We start from the raw sequence: 15,869 nt of genomic DNA, 5'->3' as shown, positions 1-15,869 counted from the left end.
GAGTACAAGATTGAGCCAACAATTGAACAAGTAGCGGCAATTGAGCGTTATTTAGAAGTTTGCCGTAAGGTTTGGAATTACGCCTTGCGTGAACGAAAGGATTGGCTTAATTCTCGAAAGTCTGATGTTAACGCCTGTTCCCTGATTGCTGAATACATTATACCTGCCGATGCGCCATTTCCTAACTACAACTTGCCAGCTAAGTCTTTAACAGAGGCAAGGAAAAACAATCCTGAACTTAAATCAGTAAATGCTCAGGTTTTACAACAGGTGTTGAGAAAGCTTGAAACCGCGTTTCTTGATATGAGACGCAAAGGGATGGGTTTTCCTAGATTCAAAAAACCAGGAAGGATGCGTTCCTTTGTGTTCCCTCAGTTTAAGACTAATCCTGTCAAGGGAGACTTAATTAAGCTGCCTAAGTTGGGATGGGTCAAAATGAGGTTATCCCGCCCAATTCCAGACGGGTTTACCTTAAAGCAGGTTCGCATCGTTAAAAAAGCTTCTGGGTATTTTACCATGCTGTCATTACAGTGTGATGTAGAAATACCTGATGCAATGCCTCATGGTCATCCTATCGGGATTGACTTAGGGTTAGAAAAGTTTTTGGCAACCTCTGATGGTGAGTTAATCGCTAGACCTCGATTCTTTGATTCATTGCACCGTAAGCTAAAATTGCTACAACGCCGATTGAAGCACAAGAAGAAAGGGTCTAAAAATTGTCCCTCAGGGTAAGGTGCTGGCGGTGGATATTCAGCCGGAGATGCTGGATATGATCGAATTCCTGAAAAGGGAGAACAATGTGACCAATGTTGAGCCAATCTTGGGGAGTACCACTGACCCAAATTTACCCCAAGAAACCGTTGATTTAGCCTTGATGGTCGATGCTTATCACGAATTTGCTTATCCTAGAGAAATGATGAGTGGAATCGTGCGATCGCTTAAACCCGGTGGACGAGTTGTACTGGTGGAATATCGCCGGGAGAATCCCTTGATTCCGATTAAAGCGCTGCATAAAATGACCCAGAGACAAGCGCGTAAAGAAATGAATGCGGTGGGGTTACAGTGGCTGGAAACTAAAGAGTTTTTACCTCAACAGCATTTGATGCTATTCCAGAAGCCGATAGAATCTCCCAGTTAATGAATGATTCCAGCGTTCACCACCATGATCTAGGACGGTTGGCGGCTGGATTCGCGCTATGCTGAGGTATGGAATCACTGAGTTAAGATAATTATTACTATCGGTTATGCGAGTTCAAAGTTGGTTTACTACCGTTACAGTTGCTTGTCTTTTTTGGCTAATCAGTGGGGTCATTGCCCCTGCCGCGTTTGCCTTCGTTCAGGTTGAACTGTCTGATCTGTCTTACCAAGAATGTCCCTCCAAGTTTTCCGAAGGGTTGGTCACGCCCGGTTCTCTCCAAGCTGCCAATTGCTACATCATTACAGGCAAAGCCATCAACAAGTCAGGTAAACCCGTGATCAACGCTGACATTTTTGGTCGGATCTACGATGCCAATCATAATCCCGTCTTTCAAAATCGTACCCGGCTGGGTGCCATTGATGAAGTCCCACCGGGCGTTAGTGATTTTGAAGTGCGAATTACGGTTTCGGCTAATCAGCCAACCCCATTGCAGCTTGAACAATTCAAAGCCTCCGGTTTTACGGGCAAAGTCCGCCGCTAAAAGCCTGTTGACTTTCATTGATATTTAACCGTTCGTAAAAACCTACCCAAATCTGGACATAACTAGAAATAGCTACCCAGAGTAACGAACGTGCAGGTTAAGGCTTTCTTCAAGCCTACGTTGGGAGGGTCATGACACCAGAAAATGAACGCCAGTTTTCTGCTCTGTCGAACTCGGTTAAAAAATAGCGACGAAAGGTTTATAAGTCCGTGCCTAGTTCCTAACAAGCCCTCTCAACATTACCGAGGCAAACTTAACTTAATTGGATGACAGAAGATGTCAAATTACGTTTTTATCATTGATGCTCAAAAAACACCGATGAATCCGATTCATCCAGCACAAGCCAGAAAATTATTAGAGCAGGGCAAGGCGGCTGTTTTCCGCAGATATCCTTTTACTCTAATTCTGAAACGAACTATTGATAATCCAGTAGTTTACCCGCTTACTCTAAAAATCGATCCAGGTTCAAAAGTTACGGGATTGGCTCTTGTAACGGACCGTAATCAGGTTATTTGGGGGATGGAATTAGAACATCGTGGACAACAAATAAAACTAGCTCTTGACTCTCGTCGGGCTCTCAGGAGAGGTCGCAGAAGCCGCAATACGCGCTATCGTCAACCACGTTTTCTCAATCGGAAGCGCCCTCAAGGATGGCTTTCTCCAAGCTTAATGCATCGGGTTCTAACGACTGAAACTTGGGTCAAACGCCTGTGTAAATTTGCTCTTGTTGGTGAGATTAGACAGGAATTAGTTAAATTTGATACACAAGCGCTAGACAAGCCTGAAATTAGCGGATGCGAATACCAGCAAGGTACTTTATTTGGCTACGAAGTCCGTGAGTATTTATTGGTGAAATGGGAAAGAAAATGCGCGTATTGTGGAGTTGAAAACGTTCCTTTGCAGGTTGAGCATATTCACCCTAGAGCTAAAGGTGGCACTAACCGCATCTCTAATCTGTGCCTAGCTTGTGAGAAGTGCAACATTAAGAAAGGGACAAAATCAATTGAGCAATACCTTCCAAAAAAGCCAGACCTGCTTAAGCGGATATTAGCTCAAGCCAAGGGATCTTTAAAGGATGCCGCAGCCGTTAATGCTACCCGATGGGCTTTGCTTAATCGGCTCAAAGAAACCGGCTTGCCAGTCCTCACAGGTACAGGCGGACAGACCAAGTACAACAGAACTCGATTGGGACTGCCCAAGACTCACTGGCTAGATGCTGCTTGCGTGGGTGTCACAAAGACCCTGCAAGTCCTGAGTGAACACATACTCAATGTTAAAGCGACGGGTTTTGGTGGACGGCAGCGCTGCCAAACGAATAAATACGGCTACCCAGTTAAACACCGTCCCCTCCGCCCTATCTTTGGCTTCTGTACGGGCGATATTGTTCAAGCCACAGTCTTGAAAGGTAAACACCAAGGGACGTTCACAGCTAGAGTCTGTCCAATGTCAGACGGGAGAGGCGAATTTGTGATTAACAAGAAACGGTTTTCCGTAAAACTCGATTACTGTAAAGCCGTCCATCGCCAGGATGGTTACAGTTATGCCTAATATCCGGACAAAACGGCAGCTATGTCTAGATGTGGGGAGAAATTATCGAGCAGTTTTTAACCCAAGCCTATGCCATGCCTCCAAACAGTCCGGCGACAAGTTGCAAGACTATAATCGCCAGGAGAGGAGATAAGTCTAGACCTCCAATCGGCGGAATAAAGGAGCGGAAAATATTTAGGTAAGGGTCAGTAATTGGACTGAGGAATCCAGCCACTTGGTTCATCCACTCAACGGTGGGGAACCAGGTTAACAGAATGCGGACAAATATCAACAGTAAATAGATATTGAGGAAATTGGCGAGGCTGTCGGTTAGCAGTTCTGTAGCACTCATGAATTTATTCGCTTCCTTAGTAAGTTTAGAGGGCAGATAGTGTCTTTCTAGTCAGTTTAACGGATATCCCTCAATTCCGGCTCAGGAATCGAGGGAACCTTCCCTGTCGGTGAGTTCTGTACTCCCATTCACTGGACCTAATTGCTGGCGTACATCATCAATTGCTGTATTAAGCTGGGCAATTTTGTCTTCTAAACTGCGACGCGCCGCTTCAATGCTCTCCTCGGAGTTGAGTTGAGACTTTTTGCCCTTCATGGCTTTTTTCTCGGAGAGGCGGGACTTGAGTAAGGACTGATCGGCATCTTCATTGCTATTATTGCGTTGTCCCGCTAGTATGGCTCCGATAACGCCACCGACTAATCCCCCTATGGCGATTCCCGCGAGAAGTCCGCCTGTAAAACCATCGCGCTGACTCATTTTTCCTTTCGTACCCTTGAAATAAAAAACGCAACTGCTTTTCCAGATTAACGGTTGGCTGACACGGATGCCATATCTTCACGGTAGAAGTTTTCCACCCGTTCTCTGCGAGGCGGGTTTTAGGTTAGGGCGGGTTTTGTACAAACATTACCATCAATAGCCAAGCAGAAAGTCCCTAAACCTGCCCCTACGCACTCAAAAGGGTCAACACTCAACACTCCCCCCTGTGATCATGTGCCAAAGGCGCGATCGCCTGCATCCCCTAATCCTGGCACTATAAATCCTTGCTGGCTTAATTCTTCATCAATTGTAGCGGTGTAGATGGTTAAGGTGGGATAATTGCCCCCTAACTTTTGTAAGGCGGGTGGGGCGGCGACAACGCTGATAATTCGGATAAATCCTGGATCTGCACCTCGCTTGGTCAGTTCTGCGATCGCGGACATCATTGTACCCCCTGTTGCTAGCATGGGTTCGGTAATTAAGATACGTGTACCCGGAGCAAATTGTTGGGGCAATTTATTTAAATAACAGTTGGCTTCTAAGGTTTCTTCATCGCGCACCATCCCCAGATGGTAAATGGATGCCAACGGTAACAAGGTTTGCGCCCCTTCTAATAAGGCTAATCCCGCCCGTAAAATCGGCACGACTACTAAAGGAGTCTCTGGATTCACCATTGTGGCTGGACAAGGGGCTAGGGGCGTCTGAACCATTAAATCTTCCGTCGGTAGCCAATCTCGAATCGCTTCGTAGGTGAGCCAGCGCCCTAACTCCGTCATCGCACTTTTGAATAAAGGGGATGGTGTCGCCGCATCACGGGCAACGCCAAGCCAGTGCTTGATTAGGGGGTGAGGGGGAACATAAACACGTAATTGCAAAGCCATAGTAGATTAACCGATAACGACAAAGGAATACCTAAACTGAATCATGATAATGCTTTTTTTTCCCGACTGCCGAGATGGTATCTGGGCTAAATGGTGAATTTCCTAGTTTATTGCCATTTTTTTGCATTAGTGTTGACATTTATTTTCAACAAGGATATAGTAGTCCTCAGTGTTCTCCTCTCATTAAGGATTGGTAGGTGGGACGGGCAAGCGGTAGCAGCCTGAACCACCCTCTTTTTTTTGCGGGGGTGTGGAGGGATGGGGGAGTTATCAGTTATCAGTTATCAGTTATCAGTTATCAGTTATCAGTGAGCAGTTATCAGGAACAGGGGGAGATGAGGGAGATGGGGAAGATGGGGGAGATGGGTAAGAAAAAATTAAATGAGAGCTTAGCCAAGCAGTATTGCGTAGCATGGTACGTCTGTCATGGCACGTCTGGAAGAGAGAATTTAGAAAAGCTAAACTCGAATTTGTAAAAGACCTCTCTCGTCTCATAATTCATGGCTATTGCTTCTCAATCTCCCTCATCAACGGATCACGCACTGAACGAAACCTCTGTATTTGATGTCATCGTCATTGGTTCTGGTATTGGCGGACTCGTGACGGCGACTCAGCTAGCGGCTAAGGGTGCTAAGGTGCTGGTACTGGAACGCTATCTGATTCCGGGTGGTAGTGCTGGATACTTTGAACGCGAGGGCTATCGATTCGATGTTGGCGCGTCGATGATTTTTGGTTTTGGTACTGAAGGAACCACCAATCTATTGACCAAAGCCTTAGACGCGGTAAATGTGAGTGTGGAAACGATTCCCGATGAGGTTCAGATTCACTATCATTTACCCGAAGGATTAGAACTGAAGGTTCATCGAGAGTATGAGAAATTCTTACAAGAATTGACGGATCATTTTCCCCATGAACGACGGGGGATTCGTCAATTTTATGATGAATGCTGGAAGGTATTTAATTGTCTCAACGCGATGGAGTTGCTGTCTCTAGAAGAACCTCGCTATCTGATGCGGGTGTTTTTTCAGCATCCTTTAGCCTGTTTAGGATTGGTGAAATATTTGCCCCAGAATGCTGGAGATATTGCCCGTCGCTATATTCATGACCCTCAGTTACTCCAGTTTATTGATATGGAATGTTACTGTTGGTCAGTCGTACCTGCTGATAAAACACCCATGATTAATGCGGGGATGGTGTTTTCTGACCGCCATTATGGGGGAATTAATTATCCCAAAGGGGGTGTGGGTGAAATTGCCCAGAAATTGGTTGATGGATTGGAAAAAGCTGGGGGACAGATTCGCTATTCAGCAAGGGTCAGCGAAATTTTAACCGAAAAGGGTAAAGCTGTGGGTGTACGGTTAGCAAGCGGGGAAGAGTATCGAGCAAAGCGAGTGGTTTCTAATGCGACGCGCTGGGATACGTTTGAGAAATTACTGCCCTCAGAACAGATGCCTGCAAGTGAGAAAAAGTGGCAGCAGCGCTATCAGAAATCACCCAGTTTTTTGAGTTTGCATTTAGGGGTTGAGGAAAAGGTTTTCCCGCTCGGTACAGAATGTCACCATATTTTATTGGAAGAATGGGACAAGATGGAGGAGGCTGAGGGGACTATTTTTGTTTCTATTCCCACATTACTTGACCCGGAATTAGCACCGAAAGGGTATCATATTATGCATACCTTTACGCCCAGTTGGATGGAGGATTGGCAGGGATTATCGGCTAAGGAGTATGAGGATAAAAAGGAAGAAGCGGCTGGGCGGATTATTGAACGATTGGAGGCAATTTTCCCTGGTTTAGATGCGGGATTGGATTATATGGAAGTGGGAACCGCCCGCAGTCATCGACGGTTTTTGGGGCGTGAGGATGGCACCTATGGACCGATTCCGCGCCGCAAGTTAAGGGGGTTATTGGGAATGCCGTTTAATCGGACTGCGATTCCGGGATTATATTGTGTGGGGGATAGTACATTTCCGGGACAAGGGTTGAATGCAGTGGCGTTTTCTGGGTTTGCTTGCGCCCATCGGGTGGCGGTGGATTTGGGATTGTAAGCTCGCATTTTGCATCATTTTCAACCATAAAGTTGTAGCCGAATTGTAGGGTGCGTTAGCGAAAGCGTAACGCACCATTGCTCAAGGTTTGGCTGGGTTATAGCTGCCGCAAGCATCCAGGATGGCGACGTGACACAGCTATAATGGTGGGATAGATTTTACGGGTTTTCTGGGCGCACGTCGGTCATCTGTGCCAACTTAAGGTGAACACCAATGCTGATAAGCTTTTGGACTATATACCTGCACCCATCGAACCGCTCCACCCTCATCCCCTAACCCTAACTCTATCCCCCCTTGCCCCCCTTAAAGGGGGGATGAAGTTGGAGAACCATCACAAAAGCCGGATTTGGTATAAGACATAGCTTCTATAAACGCTTTCTTTAATCCCTATGGTGACGCAACAAGCTAAGGCTCTTTTTTATAGCAAAACTCTCAACAAAGCTCTTAAAGCTTTTACGTTTCCACCAGACCTGGCAATACGTCATCAGAAAATCCAACCGTGGATTGCTACTCTCAAAACAGGTACTCTGAATCAAGTTAAAGAAGTATCCCTGCATGGGGATTTTCTCAAGGATACATTTCAAGAGGTCTTGGGTTATCGCTCAGTGATTCAAGGGGAGGGCAAGTCTTGGGAAATTCACGCTGAGCAAACGATAGTGGATGGCGGGGGTTCTGCTGATGGTGCTTTGGGCTTTTTTACGGCTGTTGAGGGTAAGAAAGGCAAAGTTAAACTCCAGGGGCGGGTGGTTGCTCCGATTGAACTGAAAGGAGCTAAAGATGATTTAGATAGATCGGCAGCAGGACGCAAAGAATCAGCCGTTGAGCAAGGCTGGCGTTATGCCAACTATACCCCCGATTGTCGTTGGGTAATTGTCTCCAATTATCGAGAATTGCGACTGTATCAAACCAGTAAGACTCCAGCCTACTACGAGCGGTTTTTGCTGACAGAATTGGCGGACATTGAAGTATTTAAGCGGTTCTATTTTCTGTTATGTCGGCAAAACTTTCTCCCCAAAACACCGCAAGAGCTTTCAGCCACTGACCAGTTGTTAGCTGCGTCAAATGAGGCTCAAGAGGAGATTACTAAGCAACTCTACTCTGAGTACAAAGATGTCCGTCTCAGTTTGGTCAAGCATTTTCGCTTCACTGGGTTAAAAGATATTCCTGACCGAGATCGTGTTTTAATCGAAAAAGCTCAGAAAACCTTAGACCGATTGTTATTCGTTGCCTTCTGTGAGGATAGAGGTTTACTCCCATCTAAAACCATTGCTCAGGCTCACGATTCCAAAGACCCCTACAATCCTAGACCCATTTGGGATAACTATAAGGCAGTGTTTCGCTGGGTGGATAAGGGCAATGATAACCCACCTATTCCTGAATATAATGGGGGGCTTTTTCAACCAGACCCACTTTTAGATGAACAGCTAACTGTTCCCGACCCGATATGCTCTCAGCTTAAACAGTTAACGCGCTTTGACTTTGATACAGAGGTTTCTGTCGATATTCTAGGTCGTATCTTTGAGCAATCCGTCACTGATTTGGAGGAATTGAAAGCAGAAGCTATTGGTCAAAACTATAACAAGAAGAAGGGGAAACGAAAAACTCAAGGGGTGTTTTATACCCCAGCGTTTATTACTCAGTACATTGTCGAGGTGGCGCTGGGTGGGTATCTCAAACAGCGAGAACAGGAAATCCGCGATCGCATCCAATTAGAGCAGATTCCTCAACGGGCGAGCAAGCGGCGACGGGAAGCGGAAATTAAGCTTTGGGAAGCTTACCGGGATGAGGTACTCAAGAAAACACGAGTGATTGACCCTGCTTGCGGTTCAGGTGCATTTTTAATTGCAGCGTTTGATTATTTGATGCGAGAGTATGAGCGGGTGAATCAGGCGATCGCTGCACTGGAATTTGAGGGAAATGGCGGTGCTGAATTCGTGGGTCAGCGCAGTCTATTTGATTTAAACAAAACCATTCTCAATAGCAATTTATATGGCGTGGATTTGTCGCCTGAATCGGTAGAAATTACTAAATTGTCCTTATGGCTAAAAACGGCTGAATCGGGTCAAACACTAACTTACTTGGATGACAATATCAAGGTAGGTAACTCAATTGTGGCTGACCCATCTGTGACAGAGAGAGCTTTTAACTGGCAAGCTGAGTTTCCTGATGTCTTTGCGGCTGGTGGATTTGATGTGGTGATTGGGAATCCTCCCTATGTAAGGCAGGAATTGTTATCACCGATTAAGCCTTATCTTCAGGCTCATTATGAATCTTATGACGGTGTTGCTGACTTGTATGCTTACTTCTATGAAAAAGGTGTCAAGATTCTCAAATCAGGTGGGGTACTTTCTTATATTGTAACGAATAAGTGGTTAAGGGCTGGTTATGGTGAACCGCTACGCCAGTTCTTTTCCCAAAACAGTGTATTTGAGCAAATTATTGATTTTGGACACGCCCAAATTTTTGAGGATGCTGATACGTTTCCCTGTATTGTGGCAGTGCAGAAGCCAGTTCAGGCTGTAACATCAGAAACCCAGGAAGTAGTTAAGCTAAAACCTCAGTCACCTGTGTTAGTTTGTCCGGTTCCAAGAGAAAAGTTATCGGATATTAACCTCACTCAGTATGTACAGCAGGAAGGTTACACGATTCCTTGGTCACGTTTTACGGCTGAGGCTTGGAGTCTAGAACCGCCTGCTGTTGATGAGTTGATGCAGAAGATTAAGGATGTAGGAGTTCCGCTAAAGGATTTTGCTGGAGTCAAGCCTTGTTATGGGATAAAAACAGGCTTAAACGAAGCATTTTTGATTGATAGTGAAACTCGAAATCGTCTTATTAATGCTGATCCAAAATCTGCTGAGATTATAAAACCTTATCTCCGAGGTCAAGATATTAAGCGTTGGGTTCCTGATTGGCAAAAACAATGGATGATTTTTGCCCATAAGGATTTTGATATAGAAAGATATCCTGCTGTTAAAGAACATTTGACAAAATATCGAACTCAGTTAGATGGAAGAGCTGGAAAGCAGTCATGGTGGCAACTGCAAGCCTCACCTTCCTTTTATGAAATGTTTGAAAAACCCAAGCTTGTTTATCAGGAGATACAATTCCATCCTGCCTTCAGCTATGATAATAATTGCTATTTTACCAATAATAAATGCTTTATTTTTCCTAATGCTGATTTATATGTCTTAGCAGTTCTAAACACTCCGCTTTTCTGGTGGCATAACTGGCGTTATCTACCTCACATGAAAGATGAGGCACTAACTCCAGCAGGAATGTTTATGGAAACCCTCCCCATTGCCCCGCCCACAGATGAAACCCGAGCTGAAGTAGAACCCAACGTCAGCCGCTTAATTGAAATCACAAAAGCTAACCAAGAAGCTTCCCGAGACGTACTAGACTGGTTACTGGTAGAACAAGGAATTGAGAAACCAGGACAGAAACTAGACGACTTTGCCTGCCTTGATGCTGATGCTTTTGTCAAGGAAGTTAAGAAGCGTAAACCCAAGTCATCCGGTGGACTGACGCCTGCTGCACTTAAGGCAGTCCGTCAAGTGTACAGCGATTATGCCCCAGAGATTCAATCCAGTAAAACTGAAGCTTTGACCCTAGAACATCGTCTTTCTGATTTAGTGAATCAAGCTTATGGACTGACGCCAGAAGAAATTGACTTGATGTGGAAAACAGCACCCCCACGAATGCCCATCAGTAGGTAGTTTAAATATTGATAAATAACGGACTATTATTAATAATGAATGATTCAGGATTATCAATAGTAGCTCATCAAATCCCTATTCCTCATGGTCTAAATATTTCCGGTGAATCCCTAAAAGAACTATGTCAACACTGGCAAATCGTAGAGCTTTCTCTCTTTGGCTCAACCTCCAGCAAATGCAAACCAGCCTCACTGAAATGAAAGAGTAGGCTATAAACCTCAGTCGGGGCGGGTTTAGTCTCATCTGGGTGCAACGGAAAAGATAGTAGTAAAACCCGCCCCTACACAATTTTCCAAGGAGAACCACCAAATCCGCCAACTGATGAGCGTGCGATCGCACTGTGCGTGGTGCTATTATGTGATCGCTCTCTTGGGGATGGTTGTGTCCCCCGTGGCTGTCCCACTTTGATGCGATCGCGTTTCTCCTACACTACAAGAATTTCTGCCAATTATTCACAAGCGTCAGGTGAAGTCGATTAAAGCTAGTTCTCTGGACTACGCTACCAGTTTTCAATTATTCAAGTAGAAATAGGACATAATGCATGAATGACTCACAGGAAACACCAGGCTAATTGACAAACCAATCGAGAATATGGCGGCAAAAGACCTTTTTCACCAATCAGTCAGACGCGGGTTAGAGAAAGACGAGTGGATGATTACCGACGATCCACTGGAACTGGAATGGGAAGAGGTCAAGGTTAAAATTGATTTGGCAGCAGAGCGGTTGATTGCAGCACAGCGAGGTGGAGAAAAGATTGCTGTTGAGATTAAAAGCTTTATCGGAACTTCATTAATTAGTGATTTCCATACAGCTTTGGGGCAATTCCTCAACTATAGAATTATGCTGGATGTTAAGCAACCTGATCGCTTGCTCTACCTGGCAGTTCCCCTAGAAACTTATGAAACCTTTTTTCAAAGTAAATTTGCTCAGGTAGCCATAGAGCGCTATCAACTCAAACTCATTATTTACGAACCTGTAACTGAGGAGATTGTGCAATGGATAAGCTAGAACATTATCGCTACTGTATTCAAACTCTTTTAGAAAAACACAGCCAGTATCAATCCCGTGATCAAGATGTAGAAAGTCAGCTATTCTTTGACTCAGTGCGAGATCATTATCAATTCATGCGAGTAGGTTGGAACGGCTTAAAGCGAGTCTATCACACTGTCCTGCACTTTGATATTAAAGATGGCAAGATTTGGCTACAGCAAAACACCACTGACGTTGATGTAGGTCAAGAATTGCAGGAAATGGGCATCCCTAAAGAAGACATCGTATTAGGGTTACATCCGCCCTACAAACGCCCTTATACTGGGTATGGCGTTGCTTAGGCTTCAAACTGTCATGCCACTATCCACATTGGTATCCATTCAGTGGTGATTCATGGAGTCAAACAGATAGTTAATCTAACGGATGAACGTCAGTGTCTGGGTTATAATCAATCAGGGCTTTGAGTGGCATTTATAATTGCTAGTCTTCAAGAAAAAAGGGTAAAACCTTTTCATATCTAACCTCCAGAAGCCAAAGGTAACGTCTCCACCTGGGTGATCATGTCCAATAATGAAAGCCCCAAACTCTTATTCAATGCCACATTACTTTCAGGACAACTGTGCTGCATTAAACAGCGAGGACAACCCTCATCGCAGTCACACCCTTCGGCTAACACCTTTGCTTTAAATGCAAAATCCCCGAAACGATGAAAAATAGCCTCAGATACCCCATTTCCTCCTGGTGTTGTATCAAACCAATACCCAATTGTGGGTAAGGTGTGCTGACGGTTGGGTTTGTCAACGATTAGACTATTCACCTCCTGAGTCTCGCTCAGAATTAACAAGGGTACAGCTAAATTAATTTGGTGAGTGAGAGAATGTAACGCAATCTGTTCTGGCGGACAAAACCAAAGACATTTATAGTCACTAGGAATATCTTCCCCATACTGCTGAATCACTTTTTGTTTAACGCCTTTAACCTGTTGAGTCAAATAGTCCTTAATGGGTTGGTTAACTTCGATTTGCAGTACAGGTGCTTCAAGTCGGGTTAAATAAGGCTCCTCAAAATTCACCGTTTTAATCCGTTTCTGGATTTCAGCAAACCGCGTCTTGCGCCGACAGTCTGGACATTGAGCTTCTTTAACTGGCTTATGATATTGCCGACATTGGAAATTTTTGCAGGTTTTGTCGTATTCTAGACTGTAGAGTGTATATCCAGTAACATAATCAGTAATTTCTCCCCAACCCAGAATTAAACGTATTCGTCCTTCCGGAATTATTGTCTCCAGAATCTTCGGTTCGGCTAAGTGAGATTTAAGTTCAATCTCGGTTTCTTGCTCCGCACGAGTTAACTGCTTAGGATCTTTGTCTAGGGGTTTTAAAATTGCCTTTTGGTTCTGCAAATCAAGGTTTTGACAAGAATACCAAACCCGCTCACCCCAGGACGACTGATGCTGATAAATTGCCTGGGGAAACACTTCTCGTTGGGCGTGCTTTTCATCCAATTCTTCAAATTCTTCCCCTGTATCTTGATCTACTAATGTCACCGTCCAATGGTTAGTTCCTCGCATTTGTACCTCTTTATGAGGGTAAGGTTTCGTCCACAAGTGCTGGTTGCGAGAGAGGGATAACTGCTTTTGATTTATTAACTGAATGGCAATGTCTGCGGCTGGCTGACTAAAATACTGATGAAATTTCTCCAAAGGAATACCACTCTCACAAGCCCCACAGAGTAAATGCTGTTTGAGGAAGACTTGATAGTCCGGATTACACACCGCACTTTCCACCTCACCCCTTAGCAATAAATCCGGGTTATTCCCATAAAAATAATCCAAGGCGTTTTGAGCAATGGGCAGAAAAATAACTAAACCTGGGCTTTTCCGTCCCGCCCTTCCTTGACGTTGACGTAACTGCATGAGTGAACCGGGATAACCGCGCAGTAAGCAACAATCCAGTTCCGGAATATCAATCCCTGCTTCTAAGGCTGACGTTGCCAGAATAATGCTAATTTCTCCTGCACTCAATTGCTGAATAATTTGGCGGCGATGATGGGGCTTCAGCGAACCGTAAAATATCCTAACCTGGGATTTGAGATAGCCTTGTCCCCGTTGTTCTAGATTTTCTTGGATCTGATTTAATAGAGATTTTAAAGAAATGCGACTATTACAAAAAACAATCCCCTTGAGTCCTTGATCTAACCAAGATAGGACAATCGCACAAGACTCAATATTGGCATACTTAGATGGGGCTAAACAGAGAGTTGTCCGCGCCGCCGTTGCTGCACCACTGTTTTCTATGAGGTACAGATTTCCCTGTCTTCCACTAAATGTTTCTGCTAATTCGCCGGGATTGCCAATCGTCGCCGTGGCAAAGATATGTTGTAATCGAGTGGAATCTCCCCCACTTTGATCGATCGCTAACCGCAACCGTCGCATTAAATTGGCAAAGTGGGCACCAAAACTACCGCGATAGGTATGGGCTTCATCAATGACTAAGTAACGGAGATTAGCCAGAAACCATTGCCAAGATTGCCATTGGGGTTTAAAAGCTTTAAAGAGTTGATGGTGGAGTAAATCAGGGGTGATACAAACAATTTGCGGCGATTGTTCCAATAATTTAATCCGTTCAGCCATGGGAACATCTCCCGTCAGCATCACCACATTAATCCGCTGGAACTTCGGCATATTGTCAATAATGTCGTGAATTTGCCGCAACTGATCCACCGCCAACGCCTTCAAGGGAAAAATAAATAGGGCGGTGGCGTGGGGATTGATCAGACAGGTTTCCAGAATTGGGAGAAGAAACGCCAGAGTTTTGCCACTAGCTGTCGGGGTGGAGAGTAAAATATCTCTCCCTTGACGCAACGCCTGTAATGAGGCGTACTGATGGGACCACAGAGAGTTGATGCCAATGGTCATTAAAGCATAGCGGAGAACTGGGGGCAAATCCTGGGGTAAGGGTTTCGCCTCCTCCTGGGAAGCGGGGGTAATTTCTAAGGCGGTTAACTTTTCTGCGTCGAGTAGGCTTTGAGCGATCGCACGAAATGCAGGCGGTTGAATCGCGGCTATTTCGGCTTCACTGACTTTGAGGGTTCCCAACTCAGACAACGGAGGGGTTAGGGATAAAGCCGAATGGCTGGCTTCAATCAACTCATGGTGTCGAATTTCCTGGTAGGCGCGTTCCAGATACACTTCTACCTTGGCTCGTTGCTCGGGAAACGCCGCCCAGGTGTAGACAGATAAAGTGGCTTCAAATCGTTGAATGGCTTGGCGTAGGTTCCTGACGCGATCGCCCCTACTCCGCTCTAGGTAAATTAACCCCAAATCATAATGATTTTGCGCCCAATCCAGGGGAGCCTCTGTCTGAGTAAAAACCTGAGCAGCAATTTCGTAGCCAATGCGGACAATTTCCAGATTATCCGTGCGATCGCCCCCAGGAAACTGGTTAATCAACTGACTAATCCCCCGTAGGCGTCTGGCTATATCCGGCTTGTGATAATCGTCTAGTTCAGCCAAAGTCGCGATCGCCCATTCTTGCAGCATAAGGGCAAACGTCTCATTCAGCTTATCTGTGTTCTCCGCCAGGATTGTATGCACCACGGATACATCATTGTTGCTGTTTAAACTAACCAACAACAATTGGTAGAGAAACGTCTTCTGGGTTTCCCAATTTGGATCAGCCATGATCTAAGCCACCATTCTGCTAGCGCGTTATTCCGATCACGTTCGCTTGTTCAATCATTGTACAGTAGGGGACAAGGAACTCTGCGGTTAACCTTCAATCCCACCAATAGTAAATCACCACAGCGTCGCGATCGCGTTGCATTTCCTGATCACAAAGCCCAGCTTCTAATCAATCCATCAGTCGCCGTTTGAGCCGCCAACTGTAGTCTTCATTCGTACCATCAGTTATATCTACTGAGTCAGCTCGCCACTTTTTGCCCAAGTCTAAAAGCTGAGACACGATTGTGTCTTGATTATATCATTGAGCTATAAATTCATTTTTTGATAAATCAACTATTAATAATTTCCTATTTAAGATTTTACTGTAAAGCCCTACACAGTACGCCAATAAAATTGCTATGATAGTCAGTCGATAGGACTACTATATCATTGGTTCAGCGATCAAGTCTGATGCTGTTCCAGAGGTAGTTAGTTAGGGAAGCATCTCAATCCAGCAAAATTATTGGTAGTGGAAGCATTTTGCTTCCTAAAATTTATGACTTATCTACGCCCCTACAGGACGAAGGCTTGGCTTCGACAA

10 protein-coding genes and 2 pseudogenes are annotated in these 15,869 nt (G+C 45.0%); 8 read left to right on the top strand and 4 right to left on the bottom strand.

Annotation, left to right across the window (positions count from 1 at the left end):
- The 4 genes and pseudogenes from RIM23_RS07380 to iscB form a co-directional block, all read left to right on the top strand.
- Positions 1-717, top strand: a pseudogene (locus RIM23_RS07380) (RNA-guided endonuclease InsQ/TnpB family protein); the annotation flags it as partial.
- Positions 716-1,138: pseudogene (locus RIM23_RS07375) on the top strand (class I SAM-dependent methyltransferase); the annotation flags it as partial. The pseudogenes RIM23_RS07380 and RIM23_RS07375, both read left to right, overlap by 2 nt.
- A 106-nt stretch (positions 1,139-1,244) precedes the next feature.
- Positions 1,245-1,679: a hypothetical protein gene (locus RIM23_RS07370; protein ID WP_446339466.1), complete on the top strand. Its 435-nt coding sequence runs from the start codon at positions 1,245-1,247 to the stop codon at positions 1,677-1,679.
- Positions 1,680-1,955: 276 nt separating this feature from the next.
- Complete coding sequence (gene iscB / locus RIM23_RS07365; RefSeq protein ID WP_446365795.1) at positions 1,956-3,227, top strand: RNA-guided endonuclease IscB; 1,272 nt, start codon at positions 1,956-1,958, stop codon at positions 3,225-3,227.
- Between the two features lie 67 nt (positions 3,228-3,294).
- Here the strand turns inward: iscB and RIM23_RS07360 are convergent, their stop codons facing one another.
- From RIM23_RS07360 to upp, 3 genes are all read right to left on the bottom strand, one after another.
- The gene (locus RIM23_RS07360) at positions 3,295-3,558 is read right to left on the bottom strand and encodes a YggT family protein (protein WP_446365793.1); all 264 of its coding nucleotides are present in this window, start codon (positions 3,556-3,558) and stop codon (positions 3,295-3,297) included.
- Positions 3,559-3,639: 81 nt separating this feature from the next.
- Positions 3,640-3,975: a hypothetical protein gene (locus RIM23_RS07355; RefSeq protein ID WP_446365791.1), complete on the bottom strand. Its 336-nt coding sequence runs from the start codon at positions 3,973-3,975 to the stop codon at positions 3,640-3,642.
- Positions 3,976-4,205: 230 nt separating this feature from the next.
- Positions 4,206-4,856, bottom strand: coding sequence for a uracil phosphoribosyltransferase (gene upp, locus RIM23_RS07350; protein ID WP_446365789.1), 651 nt, complete (start codon positions 4,854-4,856; stop codon positions 4,206-4,208).
- A 500-nt stretch (positions 4,857-5,356) separates the two neighbouring features.
- Between upp and crtH the strand changes: the two genes are divergently transcribed.
- The 4 genes from crtH to RIM23_RS07330 all read left to right on the top strand — a co-directional run bounded on the left by crtH (position 5,357) and on the right by RIM23_RS07330 (position 11,948).
- Positions 5,357-6,901, top strand: a complete 1,545-nt coding sequence (gene crtH, locus RIM23_RS07345) for a carotenoid isomerase (protein ID WP_446365787.1) — start codon at positions 5,357-5,359, stop codon at positions 6,899-6,901.
- 389 nt (positions 6,902-7,290) lie between these two features.
- Positions 7,291-10,617: an Eco57I restriction-modification methylase domain-containing protein gene (locus RIM23_RS07340; protein ID WP_446365785.1), complete on the top strand. Its 3,327-nt coding sequence runs from the start codon at positions 7,291-7,293 to the stop codon at positions 10,615-10,617.
- A gap of 591 nt (positions 10,618-11,208) precedes the next feature.
- Positions 11,209-11,625, top strand: coding sequence for a XisH family protein (locus RIM23_RS07335; RefSeq protein ID WP_446360880.1), 417 nt, complete (start codon positions 11,209-11,211; stop codon positions 11,623-11,625).
- Complete coding sequence (locus tag RIM23_RS07330; protein ID WP_446360878.1) at positions 11,613-11,948, top strand: element excision factor XisI family protein; 336 nt, start codon at positions 11,613-11,615, stop codon at positions 11,946-11,948. Before RIM23_RS07335 ends, RIM23_RS07330 begins: the two co-directional genes overlap by 13 nt.
- A gap of 176 nt (positions 11,949-12,124) precedes the next feature.
- Here the strand turns inward: RIM23_RS07330 and RIM23_RS07325 are convergent, their stop codons facing one another.
- Positions 12,125-15,289, bottom strand: coding sequence for a DEAD/DEAH box helicase (locus tag RIM23_RS07325; protein ID WP_446365783.1), 3,165 nt, complete (start codon positions 15,287-15,289; stop codon positions 12,125-12,127).
- Positions 15,290-15,869: the final 580 nt, after the last annotated feature.

It is taken from the genome of Coleofasciculus sp. G3-WIS-01 (assembly GCF_040223135.1).
Classification (GTDB): Bacteria; Cyanobacteriota; Cyanobacteriia; order Cyanobacteriales; family Coleofasciculaceae; genus Coleofasciculus.
The sequence above is the reverse complement of the archived record's forward strand: the minus strand, read 5'-3'. Positions and strand labels throughout refer to the sequence as shown.

Coding starts and splice junctions, on each gene's coding strand:
- RIM23_RS07370 (WP_446339466.1), top strand. CDS start 1,245: ATGCGAGTTCAAAGTTGGTTTACTACCGTTACAGTTGCTTGTCTTTTT.
- iscB (WP_446365795.1), top strand. CDS start 1,956: ATGTCAAATTACGTTTTTATCATTGATGCTCAAAAAACACCGATGAAT.
- RIM23_RS07360 (WP_446365793.1), bottom strand. CDS start 3,558: ATGAGTGCTACAGAACTGCTAACCGACAGCCTCGCCAATTTCCTCAAT.
- RIM23_RS07355 (WP_446365791.1), bottom strand. CDS start 3,975: ATGAGTCAGCGCGATGGTTTTACAGGCGGACTTCTCGCGGGAATCGCC.
- upp (WP_446365789.1), bottom strand. CDS start 4,856: ATGGCTTTGCAATTACGTGTTTATGTTCCCCCTCACCCCCTAATCAAG.
- crtH (WP_446365787.1), top strand. CDS start 5,357: ATGGCTATTGCTTCTCAATCTCCCTCATCAACGGATCACGCACTGAAC.
- RIM23_RS07340 (WP_446365785.1), top strand. CDS start 7,291: ATGGTGACGCAACAAGCTAAGGCTCTTTTTTATAGCAAAACTCTCAAC.
- RIM23_RS07335 (WP_446360880.1), top strand. CDS start 11,209: ATGGCGGCAAAAGACCTTTTTCACCAATCAGTCAGACGCGGGTTAGAG.
- RIM23_RS07330 (WP_446360878.1), top strand. CDS start 11,613: ATGGATAAGCTAGAACATTATCGCTACTGTATTCAAACTCTTTTAGAA.
- RIM23_RS07325 (WP_446365783.1), bottom strand. CDS start 15,289: ATGGCTGATCCAAATTGGGAAACCCAGAAGACGTTTCTCTACCAATTG.